At 54.6% G+C, this 16104-nt stretch carries 13 protein-coding genes; 9 read left to right on the forward strand and 4 right to left on the reverse strand.

Features of this window, described 5'->3' with window-relative positions:
• The first annotated feature begins 116 nt into the window (after positions 1-116).
• Together HQL63_01120 and HQL63_01125 are read left to right on the forward strand one after the other, a co-directional pair.
• A complete protein-coding gene (locus HQL63_01120; protein MBF0175440.1) occupies positions 117-1313 on the forward strand; it encodes a hybrid sensor histidine kinase/response regulator in 1197 nt (398 codons plus the stop codon).
• Between the two features lie 34 nt (positions 1314-1347).
• Positions 1348-4092, forward strand: a complete 2745-nt coding sequence (locus tag HQL63_01125; GenBank protein MBF0175441.1) for a bacteriohemerythrin — start codon at positions 1348-1350, stop codon at positions 4090-4092.
• Here HQL63_01125 and HQL63_01130 read toward each other — a convergent pair.
• Positions 4004-4951 (reverse strand): chemotaxis protein CheV, encoded by a 948-nt coding sequence (locus HQL63_01130; protein ID MBF0175442.1) that lies wholly within the window; start codon positions 4949-4951, stop codon positions 4004-4006. The two genes, HQL63_01125 and HQL63_01130, sit on opposite strands and share 89 nt — an antisense overlap.
• Positions 4952-5457: 506 nt before the next feature.
• Here HQL63_01130 and HQL63_01135 point away from each other — a divergent pair.
• The 4 genes from HQL63_01135 to HQL63_01150 are packed head-to-tail and all read left to right on the forward strand — an operon-like array spanning position 5458 to position 9945.
• Complete coding sequence (locus HQL63_01135) at positions 5458-6033, forward strand: 2-oxoacid:acceptor oxidoreductase family protein (GenBank protein MBF0175443.1); 576 nt, start codon at positions 5458-5460, stop codon at positions 6031-6033.
• 2 nt (positions 6034-6035) lie between these two features.
• Positions 6036-7304, forward strand: coding sequence for a pyruvate ferredoxin oxidoreductase (porA, locus tag HQL63_01140; GenBank protein MBF0175444.1), 1269 nt, complete (start codon positions 6036-6038; stop codon positions 7302-7304).
• On the forward strand, positions 7301-8317 hold the full coding sequence (locus HQL63_01145) for a pyruvate ferredoxin oxidoreductase (GenBank protein ID MBF0175445.1): 1017 nt from the start codon (positions 7301-7303) through the stop codon (positions 8315-8317). The genes porA and HQL63_01145 overlap by 4 nt, the downstream gene beginning before the upstream one ends.
• A gap of 2 nt (positions 8318-8319) precedes the next feature.
• On the forward strand, positions 8320-9945 hold the full coding sequence (locus HQL63_01150) for an NAD(P)-binding protein (GenBank protein MBF0175446.1): 1626 nt from the start codon (positions 8320-8322) through the stop codon (positions 9943-9945).
• Positions 9946-10081: 136 nt separating this feature from the next.
• On the opposite strand, the gene HQL63_01155 is transcribed toward HQL63_01150, so the two are convergent.
• The gene (locus HQL63_01155; GenBank protein MBF0175447.1) at positions 10082-11518 is read right to left on the reverse strand and encodes a sigma-54-dependent Fis family transcriptional regulator; all 1437 of its coding nucleotides are present in this window, start codon (positions 11516-11518) and stop codon (positions 10082-10084) included.
• 118 nt (positions 11519-11636) lie between these two features.
• Positions 11637-12605: a HAMP domain-containing histidine kinase gene (locus HQL63_01160; protein MBF0175448.1), complete on the reverse strand. Its 969-nt coding sequence runs from the start codon at positions 12603-12605 to the stop codon at positions 11637-11639.
• A gap of 354 nt (positions 12606-12959) precedes the next feature.
• On the opposite strand from HQL63_01160, the gene HQL63_01165 reads away from it, so the two are divergent.
• Complete coding sequence (locus tag HQL63_01165; GenBank protein MBF0175449.1) at positions 12960-13634, forward strand: fumarylacetoacetate hydrolase family protein; 675 nt, start codon at positions 12960-12962, stop codon at positions 13632-13634.
• Positions 13635-13661: 27 nt separating this feature from the next.
• On the opposite strand, the gene HQL63_01170 is transcribed toward HQL63_01165, so the two are convergent.
• Positions 13662-13892, reverse strand: coding sequence for a hypothetical protein (locus HQL63_01170; GenBank protein ID MBF0175450.1), 231 nt, complete (start codon positions 13890-13892; stop codon positions 13662-13664).
• Between the two features lie 190 nt (positions 13893-14082).
• Between HQL63_01170 and HQL63_01175 the strand changes: the two genes are divergently transcribed.
• Both HQL63_01175 and HQL63_01180 read left to right on the forward strand, forming a co-directional pair.
• Positions 14083-15162 (forward strand): hypothetical protein, encoded by a 1080-nt coding sequence (locus HQL63_01175; protein MBF0175451.1) that lies wholly within the window; start codon positions 14083-14085, stop codon positions 15160-15162.
• Between the two features lie 88 nt (positions 15163-15250).
• Complete coding sequence (locus HQL63_01180) at positions 15251-16054, forward strand: GAF domain-containing protein (protein ID MBF0175452.1); 804 nt, start codon at positions 15251-15253, stop codon at positions 16052-16054.
• Positions 16055-16104: the final 50 nt, after the last annotated feature.

Genomic DNA, 16104 nt, shown 5'->3' on the forward strand with positions numbered 1-16104 from the left:
GGATTCTGGCAACCAGACGTCCATCATTCTTATGACGGACCTTGTTCGTGTGTTCGATAAAAAATATAACATGACTTTACTGAGGGATCCTTATGGGAAGCGCTGGATGTTCCGCCATGGAGTGCGATACAGCCATCCGTTCTGAAAAGCAGGCCATTCTGGTCGTTGATGATGTTCCCGCCAACATCAAGACGTTGATCTCCATTCTTTCGGGTGATTATAAAATTCTTGTGGCCACCAGCGGACCCTCCGCTTTGGAAACAGCATCAAGCAAGCCGATTGACCTGATTCTTTTGGATATTCTCATGCCTGGAATGGATGGTTTTGAAGTGTGTCGCAGGCTGAAGGCCGACGCAGCGACCCGTTCGATTCCCGTCGTTTTCATCACCGGTTTGGAAGAACCGGAGAGCGAAAAGATGGGTTTGGAGATCGGCGCGGTGGATTACGTCACCAAACCCTTCAATGCCGCCGTGGTGAAGGCCAGGGTTGGTAATCACCTCTATCTCCAAGCTACCTTGCGGCAACTCGCTCGACAAAATCAGGCCCTTTCCGAGGCGGAAAAAATACGTGGCCAAGTCGAGCAGATCACCCGGCACGATATGAAATCACCCTTGAACGGCATCATCGGCTTTACGGAACTCCTCCTGGCAGCCGACGATATCGCTGCGGAGCACAAGGAATCCCTTCTGATTATCCGGCAGGACGCCTACAGGGCGCTCCATATGATCAACCTCTCCCTGGGGCTTTATCGCATGGAGCAGGGAACCTATCACCTGACGCCCAAGGAGGTGGACTTGATTGCCACCATGAAAAACGTTCGCCAGGATTTGGATACCCTTTTCTGTACCTTCCGGGTCACGAGCGTCGTGCTTCTCAACACCTTCCCCGTTGGGGAGAACGACCGTTTTTTGGTCATGGGCGAGGAGATGCTCTGTTACTCGGTGCTGGCCAATCTGGTCAGGAATGCGGTGGAAGCCTCTCCGATGGGAGGGTCGGTCACCCTCTCCATGTGGGAGGAGGAGAGCATGAACGTCGTCTCCATCCACAATCGTGGGGGGGTGCCGGAGGCGATTCGCGACCGGTTTTTTGACCGGGGGGTGACCCATGGGAAAAAATCTGGAACCGGTCTGGGAACCTATTCGGCCAAGCTGATCGTTGAAGCCCAGGGAGGCAACATTCTCCTGGCGCCGGCCACCGGTCTGGATGAATCAACGATTCAAATCCGTCTTCCTCGGGCATCATCTGCCCAGAAATGCGCGCCCCATGGACCCGACCTTATGATGACTACCGATCCATGCGGAGTGCACCCATGACCGCTCGGCTTTATGGAACCACAGGAGAATGCAAGTGGGGTATCTGAAAAAAATTCGGGTCAGTACCGGCATTGATTGGGTGGAAGCACCTGAAGCGGACATGCGTATCTTGTGTGGGTGCCCGGCTGACAGTATCAAGCACCTGATGAGGAGAGGTCTGATCCTTTCCGCAGAGAAAAATGGCGTTACCTTTGAGACCGGCCCCAACGCCATCCTGCTGGCAGACAGCCTGGTGCAAAACGGTGATTTTGCCAATCTGGCCGAATTTCCCGTCCTCCAGATGCTTTATCGGCAGGGTATCATCATACCCGGTCACCCCAACAATTCGGGCGTCAAACCCTTGCTGATCGGCCTCAGGGAACAGGTCAGCGCCCAGATGCAATACATTTATCGGGGCAGTTATGGTCTGGTGACCGAACAGGAGATGCTGACCGCCGGGGCCACTCCCGCCATCGCCCGGGAGATGCTGGCCCTGAAGATGAAATTTGCCTATGGCAAAATTCGCTCTCCCAAGGAATTTTTGGATATCTGCACCGTTGGCAACCATCCGGTGGAGATTCGCAATGGTCTGTTTATCCGCCGCTTAAGGGTTAATCTATACGAGTTCAGTTACCGGGATGAAACGGTTGCCGTGGATCTGCAACTGCCCCCACAGGTGTATTACGAGTCACCTTATCCATTGAATTTCCACAGAATTTCCCGTGATTACTTTTCAATTATTCACTCCGGCGAGGGGGATGGATGGGATATCAATCGGCCCAGCATGGGGAGTGTCATCGTTTTCCAGGGCAGGATCTATCTCATCGATGCCGGTCCCAACATTCAAAACACCCTTTTGGCACTTGGCATCGGTATCAACGAGGTGGACGGCATTTTTCACACCCACTCTCACGATGACCACATGGCCGGTCTGACAAGTTTGTTGCGGGCCGATCACCGTATTAAATATTACGCGACACCATTGGTTCGGAGGTCGGTCACCCTGAAGCTTTCTGCACTGGTGGGCATGGATCCCGCACGCTTCACGGATTTTTTCGCCGTACACGATTTGGAGGCCGGGAGATGGAACCAGGTGGACGGACTGGAGGTCCAGCCCATCTACTCTCCGCACCCTGTCGAGACCACTGTATTTTATTTTCGCACCCCATGGGAAAACAGCTTCCGTTCGTTTGCCCACCTGGCCGACACCATTTCCCTGCAACTTTTGCAGGAGATGACCACGCCGGAACCGGAAACCGTCGTCGCGCAGGATGACCCCCTGGGTCCAGCTCTTCTGGAACGTGTGCGGCGGGACTATGCCTTGCCGGTGGATATCAAGAAATTGGACATTGGCCGGGGCATGATTCATGGCGTTGCTGAAGATTTTCGCGATGATACCTCCGGAAAGCTGATCCTTGCCCATACAGCCCTGCCTCTTTCAGACGACGAAAAAGAGATTGGTTCCGGCGCCCCTTTTGGAACCGTAGACCTTTTGATTCCGGCTTATCAGGATTACTGGGGGGCCTTTGCTTCAGGTTTCTTGCGCTCCTACTTTCCTGCCGTACCCATGCACCAACTGGCCATACTGTTGAACAACCCTCGTGTGGAGTTCAATCCGCAAACCATTATTCTCAAAGCCAGACAGATTCCGGAAAATCTGTATCTCATCCTTTCCGGTACGGTCGAAACCATCCAATCCGAGCATGGGGCGCATGGCCTGCTTTATGCCGGTACTCTGGTTGGGGAGATACCCGGTTTCTTTCAGATACCATCCGCACATACGTTCCGGACGGCCAGTTTTGTGCAAGCCTTGCGTATCCCTGTGCCTCTGCACGCACAATTCATCAACAACAACGCCCTGGACCAGGAAATTGCCCAGTTGATGAACATTCGTGAACCTTTAAAAGAGGCTTGGCTCTTCAGTACGGGTATTTCAGATCCGGTTTGCAATCAGATCGCCAAGGATACCACTACCCGGACCTTGAAGGCGGGTACAGCCATGGAGAACGTCGGAGCGCAACATATTTATGTTATCGCCCAGGGACGCCTGGAACGGCGGCTGGGACTCGATGTCATGGAGGTTCTTGAATGTGGCGATTTCTTTAATGAAGAGACAGCCGTTTACGAAACGCCGGCCATCTTTCACTTCTGGTCTGAAAAATCTGTCACTCTCTACGAGATACCGTGGGAATCCCTGCGGCATGTACCCATCATCCAATGGAAAGTGTTCGAAACCCACGAAAAACGAAAAGAGCTGTTTTTGAACGCCAGGCAGGGGGGCGATATTGAATTTCAGTGGTACGAGGAGTACAACGTGGACGTGCGCGATCTCGATATCCATCATCAGCAGCTGTTTCAAATGGGTGCCAAACTCTATGCTGGATTAAAGAGTGCGGAGCCCCCCGCCGTGCTGCAAGAGGTCGCAGGCTTTTTAAAGGATTATTCAGAGTTTCATTTCAGGTCGGAGGAGAGGATCTTGTTTCAGATAGGGTACCCGGAGGCCAGAAAACACCAGGAGTCCCACAACAAACTGGTCCTGGACCTGGATCACATGCTGGAGGCCATGACCAGGGACGCATGGAAAAACAGCGACGATTTTATCAAGTTTTTCCGGAACTGGCTCGTGGAGCATATCCTGATCGAGGACCGTCAATATGCCGATTTCATTGCTCACACCACGCTTCGACCCGACCAGGTGGTCATGCCAACCGCTATGCCTCCGCCTGAGCATTCATATCCGCTTTCGCCAATTGCTCCAGGATCGCCTGCGCAATACGATCCGGCTGGAATTTTGGAATGAAATCATCGGCCCCCATCTGTTCGGCCTTGTAGGCGTTCGATTGATTGCTCAACGAACTGTGCAGAGCCAGATATATTTTGGCGAGACGTGGGTTGGATTTAACCTTCCGGGTAAAGGTGAACCCGTCCATGATCGGCATCTCGATGTCGGAGAAGATCAGGGTGAAGGGGCAACGTCCCCCGTCCTCAACTGATTTCTCCAATATTTTTAGTGCTTTATCTGCATTTTCCACCAGGGTGTGCCGAATGCCCATCTGATCGAGCGCCGAGCCGATCAATTGGCGGGCGGCCCGGGAGTCGTCCACGGCCAGAATGTGGTGTTCGATACGCACGATCTGGTTGGCCCTCTCCAGCAGGTCTTCGGAGACCTTATCTTCAATACCTATGATTTCACTTAATATTTTCTCAACATCCAGTATCTGGATCGGTTGATCTCCTTCATAGGTGATGGCGGTGAGAAAACTGTCGTTGTAGACCTCTCCCTCTGGACTGATGATGTCATCCCAGCTTTTGTGGACCAGCAGATTGGGTTGGGAGATCAGAAATCCCTGAGTCGATGTGCTGTATTCGCACACCATGACATAGCTGATGACGTTGCCAAAATCGATGGGTTCGAGCCCAAGGGCCTGGGAAAGATCAACCAGGGAGATGGCCGAGCCCCGGAAATCGATGTTTCCCTTGATCGCCGGGTGGGATTGAGGAATGCGGGTAACGTTTTTTGGGCATTCCAGGATTTCGATGATTTTAAAAACATTAAGGCCATAGAGCTGACCGTCTGTCAGATAGAAGGTCAGCATCTCCATTTCATTGCTGAAAGCAAGATTGGTTCTCTGATTGACTTCCGACATCAGGTCACTCATGGAATTTTCCCCTGGTTGCGGCTGGTACCAAACATGCTTTGTGCCTATGCGGCATTGGACACGATCCCCTACCCGGGAGGCTATAACAACACGTCAGGTTGTCAAGAACAATAATTCCCTGTTAGCCATGCGACCTGCGCCCCGGGGAGGTCGTCATTTTTTTTTGAAGCCCGGGCGGCAGCACAGTTTAGGGCGCCTGCCGGGTGCCCGAGGCGGGGTTGGCCGTCCATGAATGTCCACCCGTTCGGTTGCGAGTCGAGAGTAAATAATTGCCAGGCAAGCAAACAGGGCAACGATTTACACTTGCCAACCGGTTATGGGGAGTCCTACCATTTTCCCCGAGGGATGGAACCCAATCCACAAACACATGGTCAGGAGACCCGGAAGGAGTAGAGTTTGGCACGTCGTGCCGATAACTCTTTCTTTTCATTGTGTTTTTGCCCGGATACCGTGTATCCATGCCAGCCATGTTTTATGAAGGCCTTGAAGAGGAAAGGGAAAATAAAGTGTTTCAAATCCGCATTCATGGAAGGGGGGGTCAGGGGGTGGTCTCCGCTGCCGAGATGTTGTCGGTAGCGGCCTTCCTCGAGGGGCGCCACGCCCAGGCCTTTCCAAGTTTTGGTTCCGAGCGCATGGGAGCGCCGGTCATTTCCTATTGCCGCATCGACGATAAGGAGATTCGCCTGCGCGAGCCCATCATGAAGCCGGATGCCATCATCATCCAGGATCCCACGCTGCTGCTTTCGGTCGATGTCTTCTCTGGGTGCTCGTCGGATGGGTACATACTGATCAACTCCGGCAAGAGCTATGATGAATTGGGAATCGCCGACTTCGTGTCCAAGTTTCCCGCCAAGAACATCGGCAAGGTGGACGCGACGGAGTTGGCCATCAAATATGTGGGTCGTCCCGTGCCCAACGCCTCCCTCCTGGGGATTTTCGCGGCTGTCACCGGTCAGATCAAACTGGATTCGGTGATCGCGGCCGTGCGTGAAAAGTTTCCTGGCGCCGTGGGCGAGGCCAATATCGTGGCCGCCCGTGCAGCTTACGACAGGGCCGTGGCGAACATGGGCGGAGGAGCATAAGCATGCTGAAACAAATTGAAGGTTCCCAGGCCGTTGCTGAAGCCATTGCCTTGTGTCGTCCCCAGGTGATTTGCGCCTATCCCATCACGCCACAGACGCACATTGTGGAAGGCTTGGCTGCCCTGGTCAAAGCCAAGCAGCTTCAGGGGTGCGAGTTTGTCAACGTCGAGTCCGAGTTTGCTGCCTTGAGTGGCGTCATTGGTTCCTCGGCAGCCGGCGCTCGCAGCTACACGGCGACTTCCAGTCAGGGACTGTTGTTCATGGCTGAGGCCGTTTACAACGCCTCCGGTCTGGGTCTCCCCATCGTGATGACCCTCGGCAACCGGGCCATCGGCGCCCCGATCAACATCTGGAACGACCACTCCGACAGCATGGCCATGCGCGACTCCGGATGGATCCAAATCTTTGCCGAGACCAACCAGGAGGCCGTGGATCTGCATATCCTCGCCTTTCGCCTTGCCGAGGAGCTGAGCTGTCCGGTCATGGTCTGCGTGGATGGGTTCATTCTGACCCACGCCTACGAACGGATCGACATCCCCACCCAGGAACAGGTAGATGCCTTCCTGCCGCCCTATGAGCCGGTGCAGGTGCTTGATACCAAGGAGCCGGTCTCCATCGGCGCCATGGTGGGACCGGACGCCTTTGCCGAGGTGCGCTATCTCGCCCACCACAAACAGATGCGCGCCCTGGAACTGATCCCAGCCATCGGCGCCGACTTTGAAAGGCACTTTGGTCGCAAATCGGGTGGCCTCATCCATCACTATCGTACCGAAGGGGCGGAAGTCGTCGTCGTTGCCCTTGGCTCCGTCAACGGTACGATCAAGGATGTGATCGATGACATGCGCACCGAAGAGAATATTCCCATCGGTTCCATCAGCATTTGCTCGTTCCGTCCCTTCCCGTTGGCTGCCCTGCGGGAATCCCTCAAGGATGTCAAGTGCGTCATCGTGGTGGAAAAGAGTTTGGACGTGGGACTTGGCGGCGCCGTCGACCCCAATGTCCGCATGGCCCTGCGCGGTCTGGCCAAACCCCTCTTCACCGCCATCGCCGGTCTGGGTGGACGTCCCATCACCAAGAATTCCCTGAGAAACTTTTTCAAACAAGCCATGAAGGGTGAACTGGATACGCCGCACTTCCTCGATCTCGACTGGGCCGTGGTCAATCGGGAATTGGAACGTGGACGAAAGACACGCCGTTCAGGCCCCATTGCCGAAAATATCTTGCGCGATATCGGTCCGGGTGGACCCCTGGCCGGAGGAGAGTCATCATGACCGATGCGTCATCCGATCAACCTGTCAAGTTTTACCAAAAAGGCACCTATACGGTCAGCAACCGTCTGGTGGACGCCCGTAACCGCCTGGTCCAGTCCAGCATGGATCGCAACAACTCCCTGACCTGCGGCCATCGTGCCTGTCAGGGGTGCGGTGAGGCCCTCGGCGCCCGCTATGCTGTCGATGCCGCCATGCGCGCCAGCAACAACCAGCTGATCGCCGTCAACGCCACGGGCTGCCTGGAGGTGTTCACCACCCCCTATCCGGAAACTTCGTGGCAGATTCCATGGGTTCACTCCCTTTTCGGCAATGCTCCCGCCGTGGCCTCCGGCGTTGCCGCAGCCCTGCGCGTCAAAGGGGACAAGCGTGTGCGGGTCATTGCCCAGGGGGGCGACGGCGGCACCACGGATATCGGCTTTGGCTGCCTTTCTGGCATGTTCGAGCGCAATGACGATGTGCTCTACATCTGCTATGACAATCAGGCCTACATGAACACAGGCGTGCAACGCTCCAGCGCCACCCCGCCCGCAGCCCGCACTGCCACCACTCCGGCAGTCGGCGATGAGCCCGGCAACGTTTTCGGCACCGGCAAAAACGTCCCCCGGATTGCCATGGCCCACGGCATTCCTTACGTCGCCACGGCCAGTGTCGCCAATCTCAAGGATCTTGAATACAAGGTCTTCAAGGCCATGGGCATTCACGGCGCACGTTACATCCACATCTCTGTTCCCTGCCCATTGGGTTGGGGCAGCGCCCCACAAGACACGGTTCGCGTTGCCCGCATGGCCGTCGAGTGTGGACTCTACCCCCTCTACGAAGCAGAGTTTGGCGAAGTGACCAACGTCCATAAAATTCGTCGGCCCGTCCCTGTTCAAGAATATTTGATCCTGCAAAAAAGGTTTGCCCATCTCTTCCGGAAGGACAAACCCGATACCAAACGAATCAAGGCGATTCAGGACATGGCGGATGCCAACATCAAACGCTTCAACCTCCTCGGGGAGGCCGCCTCATGACCATGATCAAGCCTTTTGCCATCACGTTGGATCCGGGTTCCAGCCTTACCAACCACACGGGTTCATGGCGAACCTTCCGACCGGTCTACCTGGACCGGGTGCCGCCGTGCAACGATACCTGCCCGGCAGGTGAAAACATACAGAAATGGCTTTTCCATGCCGAAGAGGGGGACTACCACTCCGCATGGATGGAGATCATGCGCAACAATCCCCTGCCAGCCATCATGGGTCGGGCCTGCTATCACACCTGTGAAAACGCCTGCAATCGGGGACACCTCGACGAAACGGTCGGGATCCATGCCGTGGAACGCTTTCTGGGCGACCTGGCCATCGAGAAGGGGTGGATTGTCCGGTTGGAGAATCCGCCAACCGGCAAAAAAATTCTCGTCGTCGGCGCCGGTCCCGGTGGATTGTCCGCAGCTTATCATCTTACCCTCCTGGGGCATAAGGTCATCATCCATGACTCGGCTCCCAAGGCGGGTGGCTTGATGCGGTATGGTATTCCCCGTTACCGCTTGCCGACCTCGGTTCTGGATGCCGAAATATCCCGCATCGAGGCCATGGGCGTGCGGATCATGCTCAATTCGCCCATCCAGGATCTCGACGCCGCCATGCGGGAAGGCGGTTTCGATGCCGCCTTCGTAGCCGTTGGCGCGCAACTTCCCAAAACCCAGAAGCTCAATACCGATGGCTCGATCAAGGCCATGTATGCCATCGATATCCTGCGTCAGATCGAGGTTGGAGAGAGCACTCCGGAGATGGGGAAGCGGGTTGTGGTCATCGGTGGCGGCAACGTAGCCATTGACGCTGCACGCTCCGCCATTCGTCTCGGCGCCCAGGTCACCATCGCCTACCGCCGCACCAGGGAGCGCATGCCCGCCCACGAGTTTGAAATCAAGGAAGCGCTTGAGGAGGGTGTCAAACTGGAGTGCTTGCGCCGGGTCAATGAGGTCAAGGAAGGCTTTGTCATCCTTGACAAGATGGTCCTGGACGACACCGGTTGGCCACAGCCGACAGGTCAAATGGAGTATCTGGAGGCTGATTCCGTTGTCTTGGCGCTGGGGCAGGATGTGCAGGCGCCCTTCCTGCAAAATGTTTCGGGTTTGAAATTCAATGAGGGCAACCTTGTTGTCGATGATCACATGATGACCGGGCACCCTGGCGTCTTTGCCGGTGGTGACATGGTTCCGTCCAACCGTACCATGACCACCGCTGTCGGGCATGGGAAGAAGGCGGCACGCAACGTCGATGCCTTCTTGCGTGGCGTGCAGTACGCTTCACCGCAAAAGCACGAGGTTGCCAGGTTTGAAAACCTGAATCCCTGGTACTACGATGACGCTCCGAAGACCGTCCAGCCTACCCTGGATTTGATCCGCAGGCAGTCGGGTTTCGAGGAGGTTCTTGGTAATCTGGACGAGGGCAATGCGCTCTTTGAAGCGCGCCGTTGTCTCTCCTGTGGCAACTGCTTCGAGTGCGACAACTGCTACAGCGTTTGTCCAGACAACGCCATCAACAAGCTCGGGCCCGGACGACGTTTTGAATTCAAGTACGACTACTGCAAGGGTTGTGGCCTGTGCGTCCGCGAGTGTCCTTGCGGCGCCATCAAGATTCAGATGGAGAGTATCTGAGAAATACCGTGGATCGATCCACGGCATAACCGAAGGGCAGGGGAGGGGGAGAGACCCCACTTCCCATGTCATTGGGGCAGGGGAGGGGGAGAGATCCCCCTCCCTCCGTTTTTGGTGGTTGACGCAGCCCGGCCATTCAGGTCGGCGTGTTTTTGAACCGGAGCTTTTTCCGATAGATGGTGGAGGGGTTGATTTCCAACCTGGAAGCGGCTTGGGGAATGTTGCCCCCGCACAGGCGAATGGCCCTTTCGATGGCTTCCATTTCCACCTGCCAAAGGGGACGTATCGCCTCTGGGCTTTCCTGGAGAGCTTGTGTACCCTGATCATCGGGCGAAAATGGATCCTTCATGGGAGTTTTCCCATCAGGATCCTTTTCCGGGCGGACCTGGGGAGAGGGCGCACCGGCTTCCAGCGACAGCATGGAAGGAACGATGACTTCACCTTCACAAAGAACCACGCCACGCCGTATGGAGTTCTGCAGCTGGCGCACATTTCCTGGCCAGGGGTTTTCCAACAGCAACCGCTCGGCCTCTCTTGAAAATGCCTTGAATTTTTTCCCCTCTTCACGGGAAAACGTCTCCAGAAACCTGTTGGCGATCAACAACACGTCGTTCCCCCGTTCCCGCAGGGGTGGCAGATGGATCGGAATGACGTTCAGCCGGAAAAACAAATCTTCCCGAAAACGTCCAGCCTGTACCTCCTGCCAGGGATCCTTGTTGGTGGCGCAAATGAAACGTATATCCACAACCTCCTGATGACTGCCGCCGACCTTCTGGAACGTACCGGTCTGAATGAAGCGGAGCAACTTGCTTTGCAGCTCGAAATCAAGTTCACAAATCTCGTCCAGAAAAAGCGATCCTTCATGGGCCCGGGACGCGGCCCCCGCACGGTCGCTGATGGCGCCGCTGAATGACCCGCGAACATGACCAAAAATTTCACTTTCCAGCAGATTTCGGGGAATCGCGGCACAATTAATGGCGATCAAGGGCTTGTCGCGCCGTTGGCTCTGGCGGTGGATCGCCTCAGCACAAATCTCTTTGCCGCTTCCAGATTCGCCGGTGATAAACACCGATGCCCGGCTTGGCGCCACACTCTCTATGATCCGGTAGACTCCCTGCATGAGGGCAGAAGAGCCGATGAACCCGTGGAAATCCCTCCGGTCAAAGTTTTTCCGATAGTCATGCAACAGGCCCGACAGCCGCCGGTGTTCCATGGCGTTTTTCAGAGTGACCAGAAGCCTGTTGGCTGAAAAAGGCTTTTCCAGATAATCACTGGCTCCAAGACGCAGGGCCTCGACAGCCGAGTCCACCGAACCATAACCCGTGATGATCACCACCGATACCGGCAAGGAGTTTTGATGGATATGGCGCAGAATCTCCATGCCGCTGCCGTCCGGAAGTTTAAGATCCAGAAGCAGCAAATCGGGCAAAGCCCCTCCTGCAAGAACGTCCATGGCCTCCTGGCCAGTCCTGACGTGCCCGACTTCCCACGGCTCCGCGTGCAGATAACCTATGTAGACTGCGGCCATGGACTCGCTGTCTTCGACCAGCAAAATGGTTTGACCGTTCTTCATACGCCACCTGCACCCAGCCGAAATTCAACCACATGCACGCGCCCATGATGCCACAAGTTCAGCTTGCTCGTCACAGTCACGCGATCATGATGCCACAAATTCAGCTTGCTTGTTACAGTTATTCATTGTCTCCATATTTTTTCCATGATGACGCAACGCGGGTGAGGTCAAGATGGCTGCTGTTGCCCTCGCCAAAGCGGCTCTCAAAGCTCATCCGGCACCCCAATTTTCGACTTTGAACATGCAAGAGCATCATGGCAGTGTGGTCATTTGGGCTGAATTTCCCCTCCTCTGAATCTTCCGGCTCATAGGGCTGACCCCGATCATGAACAGAAACTCTGCATAACCCCGGCTGCGTCAGAATGGAAACGACTACATCTCCCCTGGGAAGAGAAAATCGGATAGCGTTGGCGATCAAGCCAGCCAGGAGGCCGGTCAAGAGCGTCCCATCGGCAAATACCAAAACATTGCTTGGCATACCGTTCTGTTGCAAATGCAGGCGCACCTCTCTTTTGATGGCCATCAGAGTGTTTGCGCCAAGAGCGTGCAACAGGAGTGGCCGCAGATGGCAGGGGCATGGATTCTGGCCTGTCTCTCCCTTTTCGATCATCTTGATATCCAATACATCCTGGATTAACTCCCTGAATCGAAGTTGACTCGCCCTGGAACCTGACAGGGAGGCTTTTGTTTTGATTGGTGTCTCTGTTCTCTGGGCAACACCATCGATAACCCGGGCAAGCTCCGCCTGGGCAACCAAATTCCGGCGTGGAGAAGGGAAATTTAATTTTTGGTCGATGCGTTTTTCCACCAGATAGCGTTTCACCCGGGGAAGGGCATCGTTGACTTTCCACCAGGCATGCAAAAAATCCATGGATTGTTGGAGGTCAAACCGGCTGATCGGAGGAGTCATTTTTTCTCCGGTTCTGAGCAGCATGCGAGCGGAACCATCCATGGGATTGGTTCTGATCATGCTGCCGAATGCCGGACGGGAGTGTTCCCGAGGAAGTCTTGAACAAAAGATCCGCTGCCAGCGGTCAATCTCTTTCTTTTCCAAAGCGTACTCTTCACACATCCCGTTCCGAATCATGACGCTCTGGATTGGATATTCAGAGGTTTCTCTCTTCTCTCTATATAATGATTGTTCCATAGGGATAGACCTCAACGATATGTGCGTTTTGGTATATCCAGCAACTCTTGCGCCAACAAATTATCATATTGATTTTATGTAATATTTTATAATATATAGATATTTTGCATGGCTGTGAATTGCAAATTGCATCTCAAAATGCAATCATTTGTGGACAATTGCCACAAGAATGGGGTGAAGCCCATCTCACTCCTTGGCTTTTTCCGTGGTGTTTGTTACATGGTAGTTTTTCACCATGTGGCAACGAACCGATGTCCAGGGGGCCGACTCCCTGGCAGATCCAGGATGGAGTCCATGAACACGACATACCAGCACCGATTTTTAGACGGAATCGTCCCAAATCTGCCGATGGGTAAGGTGGTTTGCGTCGGTAGAAATTATCGCGAACATGTTCGGGAGTTGCAGAATCGGGAAACCGATGATCCGGTGCTGTTCATGAAGCCAGGTTCCGCCCTGGTTCCTTTTCGAGAACCCATTCAATTGCCACGCCATGGCCGGGTCTGTCATTACGAGGCGGAGATTGCCGTACTGATAGGGGCGGTCTTGCAACATGCCGCTCCCGATGAGGTTGTTGATGCCGTTCTTGGTTATGCCGGGGCCTTGGACCTGACCCTCAGAGACGTACAGAATCGGCTCAAAGAGGCCGGGCACCCCTGGGAGTTGGCCAAGGCCTTCGACCGTTCCTGTCCCATCACACCTTTCATACGTGGAGAGACGCTACGGAGCGACTTGGCTGACGGGCTCCATTTTTCCCTCTCGATCAACGACGCCTTGCGTCAGGAGGGAGATACCCGGGAGATGATTTGGAACCTTGAATCTCTGGTGGCCAAAATTTCCGGGTATTTTACCCTCTATCCAGGCGATGTCGTCCTGACCGGAACCCCGGCAGGCGTGGGGCCACTGACCCCTGATGACCGCATTCTCCTGACCTTGGGGGGGTGTCACCACTTCGAGACCAGGGTGGCGTAGCTCCGGCGCTGCGTTCTGCGTGTCGGTCTACTTATCCGACTTCTTGCCAAACGCATCAAGCCATTGGGGATAAAGAGAGAAATAGGAATCGGTCATTTTTTTGAGATTCAGGTTGAGCGGGTCGAAAGCGTCCAGACTTGCCATCACTTTGCCGCGCATGTGCTCAATGACTTCCCGCTGCAAAGGTTCCACATCCGGAAGTCCGAGAAAAGACCGGCCCTCAGCCGGGGTAATGTCCAGTTGGATATTGATTTTCATGTTTTGCCCCTTACCCCCTTTTTGATTTTTCCACTCGTACCAGCCCCTGTTGACTTTAGAATGAAAACTTTCTGAACTCAATGAAATAATGGCCTATACGTCACGACTTGATCGTAAACGCGAAAAGTGCTAACAAGTGGGTGAGGGAATGGGGGGCTGTTGGTTCGTTTGCCGTCAAAGATGAGGAATTATGACCAAACTGTTCCCTATTCAGGCGACGGACTACCCTTCTCTGGCAGCATTTTGTTCAACCTTCCCCGGAGAGAATCTCTCCTCCGACATGTGGGAACGCCGCTTCAAGTTTTGGTGGGAGGAAAACCCGGTCTTCACCCCTGACTGGGTCCGAGGGTGGGTGCTCCTGGATGGTTCCCGTGTTGCAGGCATGTTGGCGGATATTCCCAGCCGGATCCAACTTTTGGGACACGAGGTGACCGTCAGCAACATATCGACTCTGCGTATCCTCCCGATGCATCGGAAAGAGACCTCATTTTTTTTGGAGACTCTTCTCGCCCATGCCAGGGCCAGGCCTGTGTTCAATACGACCTCGAACCCGGAAATGGCAGCCGTCCTCCGCAGTTTTCGGTTCAGGAATCTTGCGGAATATTTCGTTGAGCATCTCTTTGTGACGGATGCCTCCTTTCTGGCCCGGCAACTCCAGCAAAAAAAGCGTCTGCCCTGGGTTTTGGCCTTTCCGGTAGCGCGGATCACGCGCTTGACACAGCAACTACGATGCCGGACCGGCATCTCGAAAATGGAGGGGTTGCAAGTCCGGATTCTGGAAAACAGTGGCCCTGAGTTTGATCGCCTGTGGCAAAAGACTGATCAACTCTTCAGTTTCACCAACCGACGGATGTCTTGTGACCTGCAATGGATTGTGCGTGCCAATCCCGTTCGTCACCTGATTCTGTTCGGTTGCTACGACCAAAACGAAACTTTGGTCGGGTATGGCCTTTTTGTACGTTGCCCGGAGGAATACCCCGCAAAATCCTTTCGGCTTGTCTGTCTGGATCTCTGGAGCGAACGGTTGACGATGCCCCCTTACATTGCCTTGATTCGTGCTGCCATCCGGTTCAGTGAGCAGAACCATCTGTCCATGACAGTCGTTCCCCAGTACGATGAAATCATCGGTCGCGCTGCGTCCTTGAGTGGTTTTCCCATACGTCGGACAAAACCGGCAGCGATATACTGCCGGTTTCCCAGAGGCGTCACACTTGGGATCAACTCTGAAAAAAGTCGCTTGAGCGGTTACCTTGGCGATGCTGTTTTGTAGAGGGTTTGCTAACAAGACCTTGATCCGTAAACGTTGATTGTCCAGAGGCTGTCATGCTGGTCGGCATGGCATGAAGGGAGGAGGGTGAATGTCGGAGATAAGTTCTACCTTGCTGAGGCAACTGGACATGTCCACGGATTTGGATCTCCTCCTTGGACGGGTTCTCAAATTTTCTCTGGAGATTTCTTCCGCTGACCGCGGCAGTATTCTGGTGCTTGACGAATCGGGCTCCGTCAAACACCAAATCCTTGCCCGACCTGGTCAGACGCCTGAGTTTGCAACGTACAGCGTACTGAAGGTGATGAAAGACGGATTGGGGGGGTGGGTTTACACCAATCACCAGCCTGCGCTGCTGAGAGACGTGACCAAAGACCCCCGTTGGGTCATTCTGCCCCAGGATCAGTGGGAGACCGGTTCGGCCATGGCCGTGCCGTTTTTTTTCCAGGAACGGATCAGTGCCATGGTGATCGTACAACACGAGGCCAAGGAAGCTTTTGACGCATCGCACCTGGAACATCTACAGAAAGTGGCTGAACATACAGCCCATACAATCGAGAAAGCCCGCCTCATACGCAAAGCCTCGGCAGAGAACAAGGCTCTTTACACTCTCTTGGAAAAAACTCCGCAACCACTCCTGATTGTCGATGAGATGCACCGGATTACCTTTCTGAATCAGGCAGCTTTGCCCTATTTTACCAGCAATCCGACTGGTTGCGACATGCAGGTTTTTCCGGAGGGGAGTGGGTTGCTCCAGGCAATCCGCCTGTTCCGCAGTGAGGAGGTCACACCGCAACAATTGAAAGTTCGCACGAGCTGGCCTACGCGAGAGAGTCTTAAAATGAGTGTGCGGGAACTCTCTCCCCTGGGACTGGTCCTGACTTTTTTGGAGTAATTATGTAACCGCTAACGCACGCGGACGCACATGATGTTTTGGGCCTTGGG

The sequence above is a fragment of the Magnetococcales bacterium genome (assembly GCA_015231175.1).
GTDB lineage: Bacteria > Pseudomonadota > Magnetococcia > Magnetococcales > DC0425bin3 > HA3dbin3.

What these genes read in the sequence shown, in the direction of transcription:
- HQL63_01120 (MBF0175440.1), top strand. Translation starts at nt 117, where the DNA reads ATGGAGTGCGATACAGCCATCCGTTCTGAAAAGCAGGCCATTCTGGTC.
- HQL63_01130 (MBF0175442.1), bottom strand. Translation starts at nt 4,951, where the DNA reads ATGAGTGACCTGATGTCGGAAGTCAATCAGAGAACCAATCTTGCTTTC.
- porA (MBF0175444.1), top strand. Translation starts at nt 6,036, where the DNA reads ATGCTGAAACAAATTGAAGGTTCCCAGGCCGTTGCTGAAGCCATTGCC.
- HQL63_01145 (MBF0175445.1), top strand. Translation starts at nt 7,301, where the DNA reads ATGACCGATGCGTCATCCGATCAACCTGTCAAGTTTTACCAAAAAGGC.
- HQL63_01150 (MBF0175446.1), top strand. Translation starts at nt 8,320, where the DNA reads ATGATCAAGCCTTTTGCCATCACGTTGGATCCGGGTTCCAGCCTTACC.
- HQL63_01155 (MBF0175447.1), bottom strand. Translation starts at nt 11,518, where the DNA reads ATGAAGAACGGTCAAACCATTTTGCTGGTCGAAGACAGCGAGTCCATG.
- HQL63_01160 (MBF0175448.1), bottom strand. Translation starts at nt 12,605, where the DNA reads ATGATTCGGAACGGGATGTGTGAAGAGTACGCTTTGGAAAAGAAAGAG.
- HQL63_01165 (MBF0175449.1), top strand. Translation starts at nt 12,960, where the DNA reads ATGAACACGACATACCAGCACCGATTTTTAGACGGAATCGTCCCAAAT.
- HQL63_01170 (MBF0175450.1), bottom strand. Translation starts at nt 13,892, where the DNA reads ATGAAAATCAATATCCAACTGGACATTACCCCGGCTGAGGGCCGGTCT.
- HQL63_01175 (MBF0175451.1), top strand. Translation starts at nt 14,083, where the DNA reads ATGACCAAACTGTTCCCTATTCAGGCGACGGACTACCCTTCTCTGGCA.
- HQL63_01180 (MBF0175452.1), top strand. Translation starts at nt 15,251, where the DNA reads ATGTCGGAGATAAGTTCTACCTTGCTGAGGCAACTGGACATGTCCACG.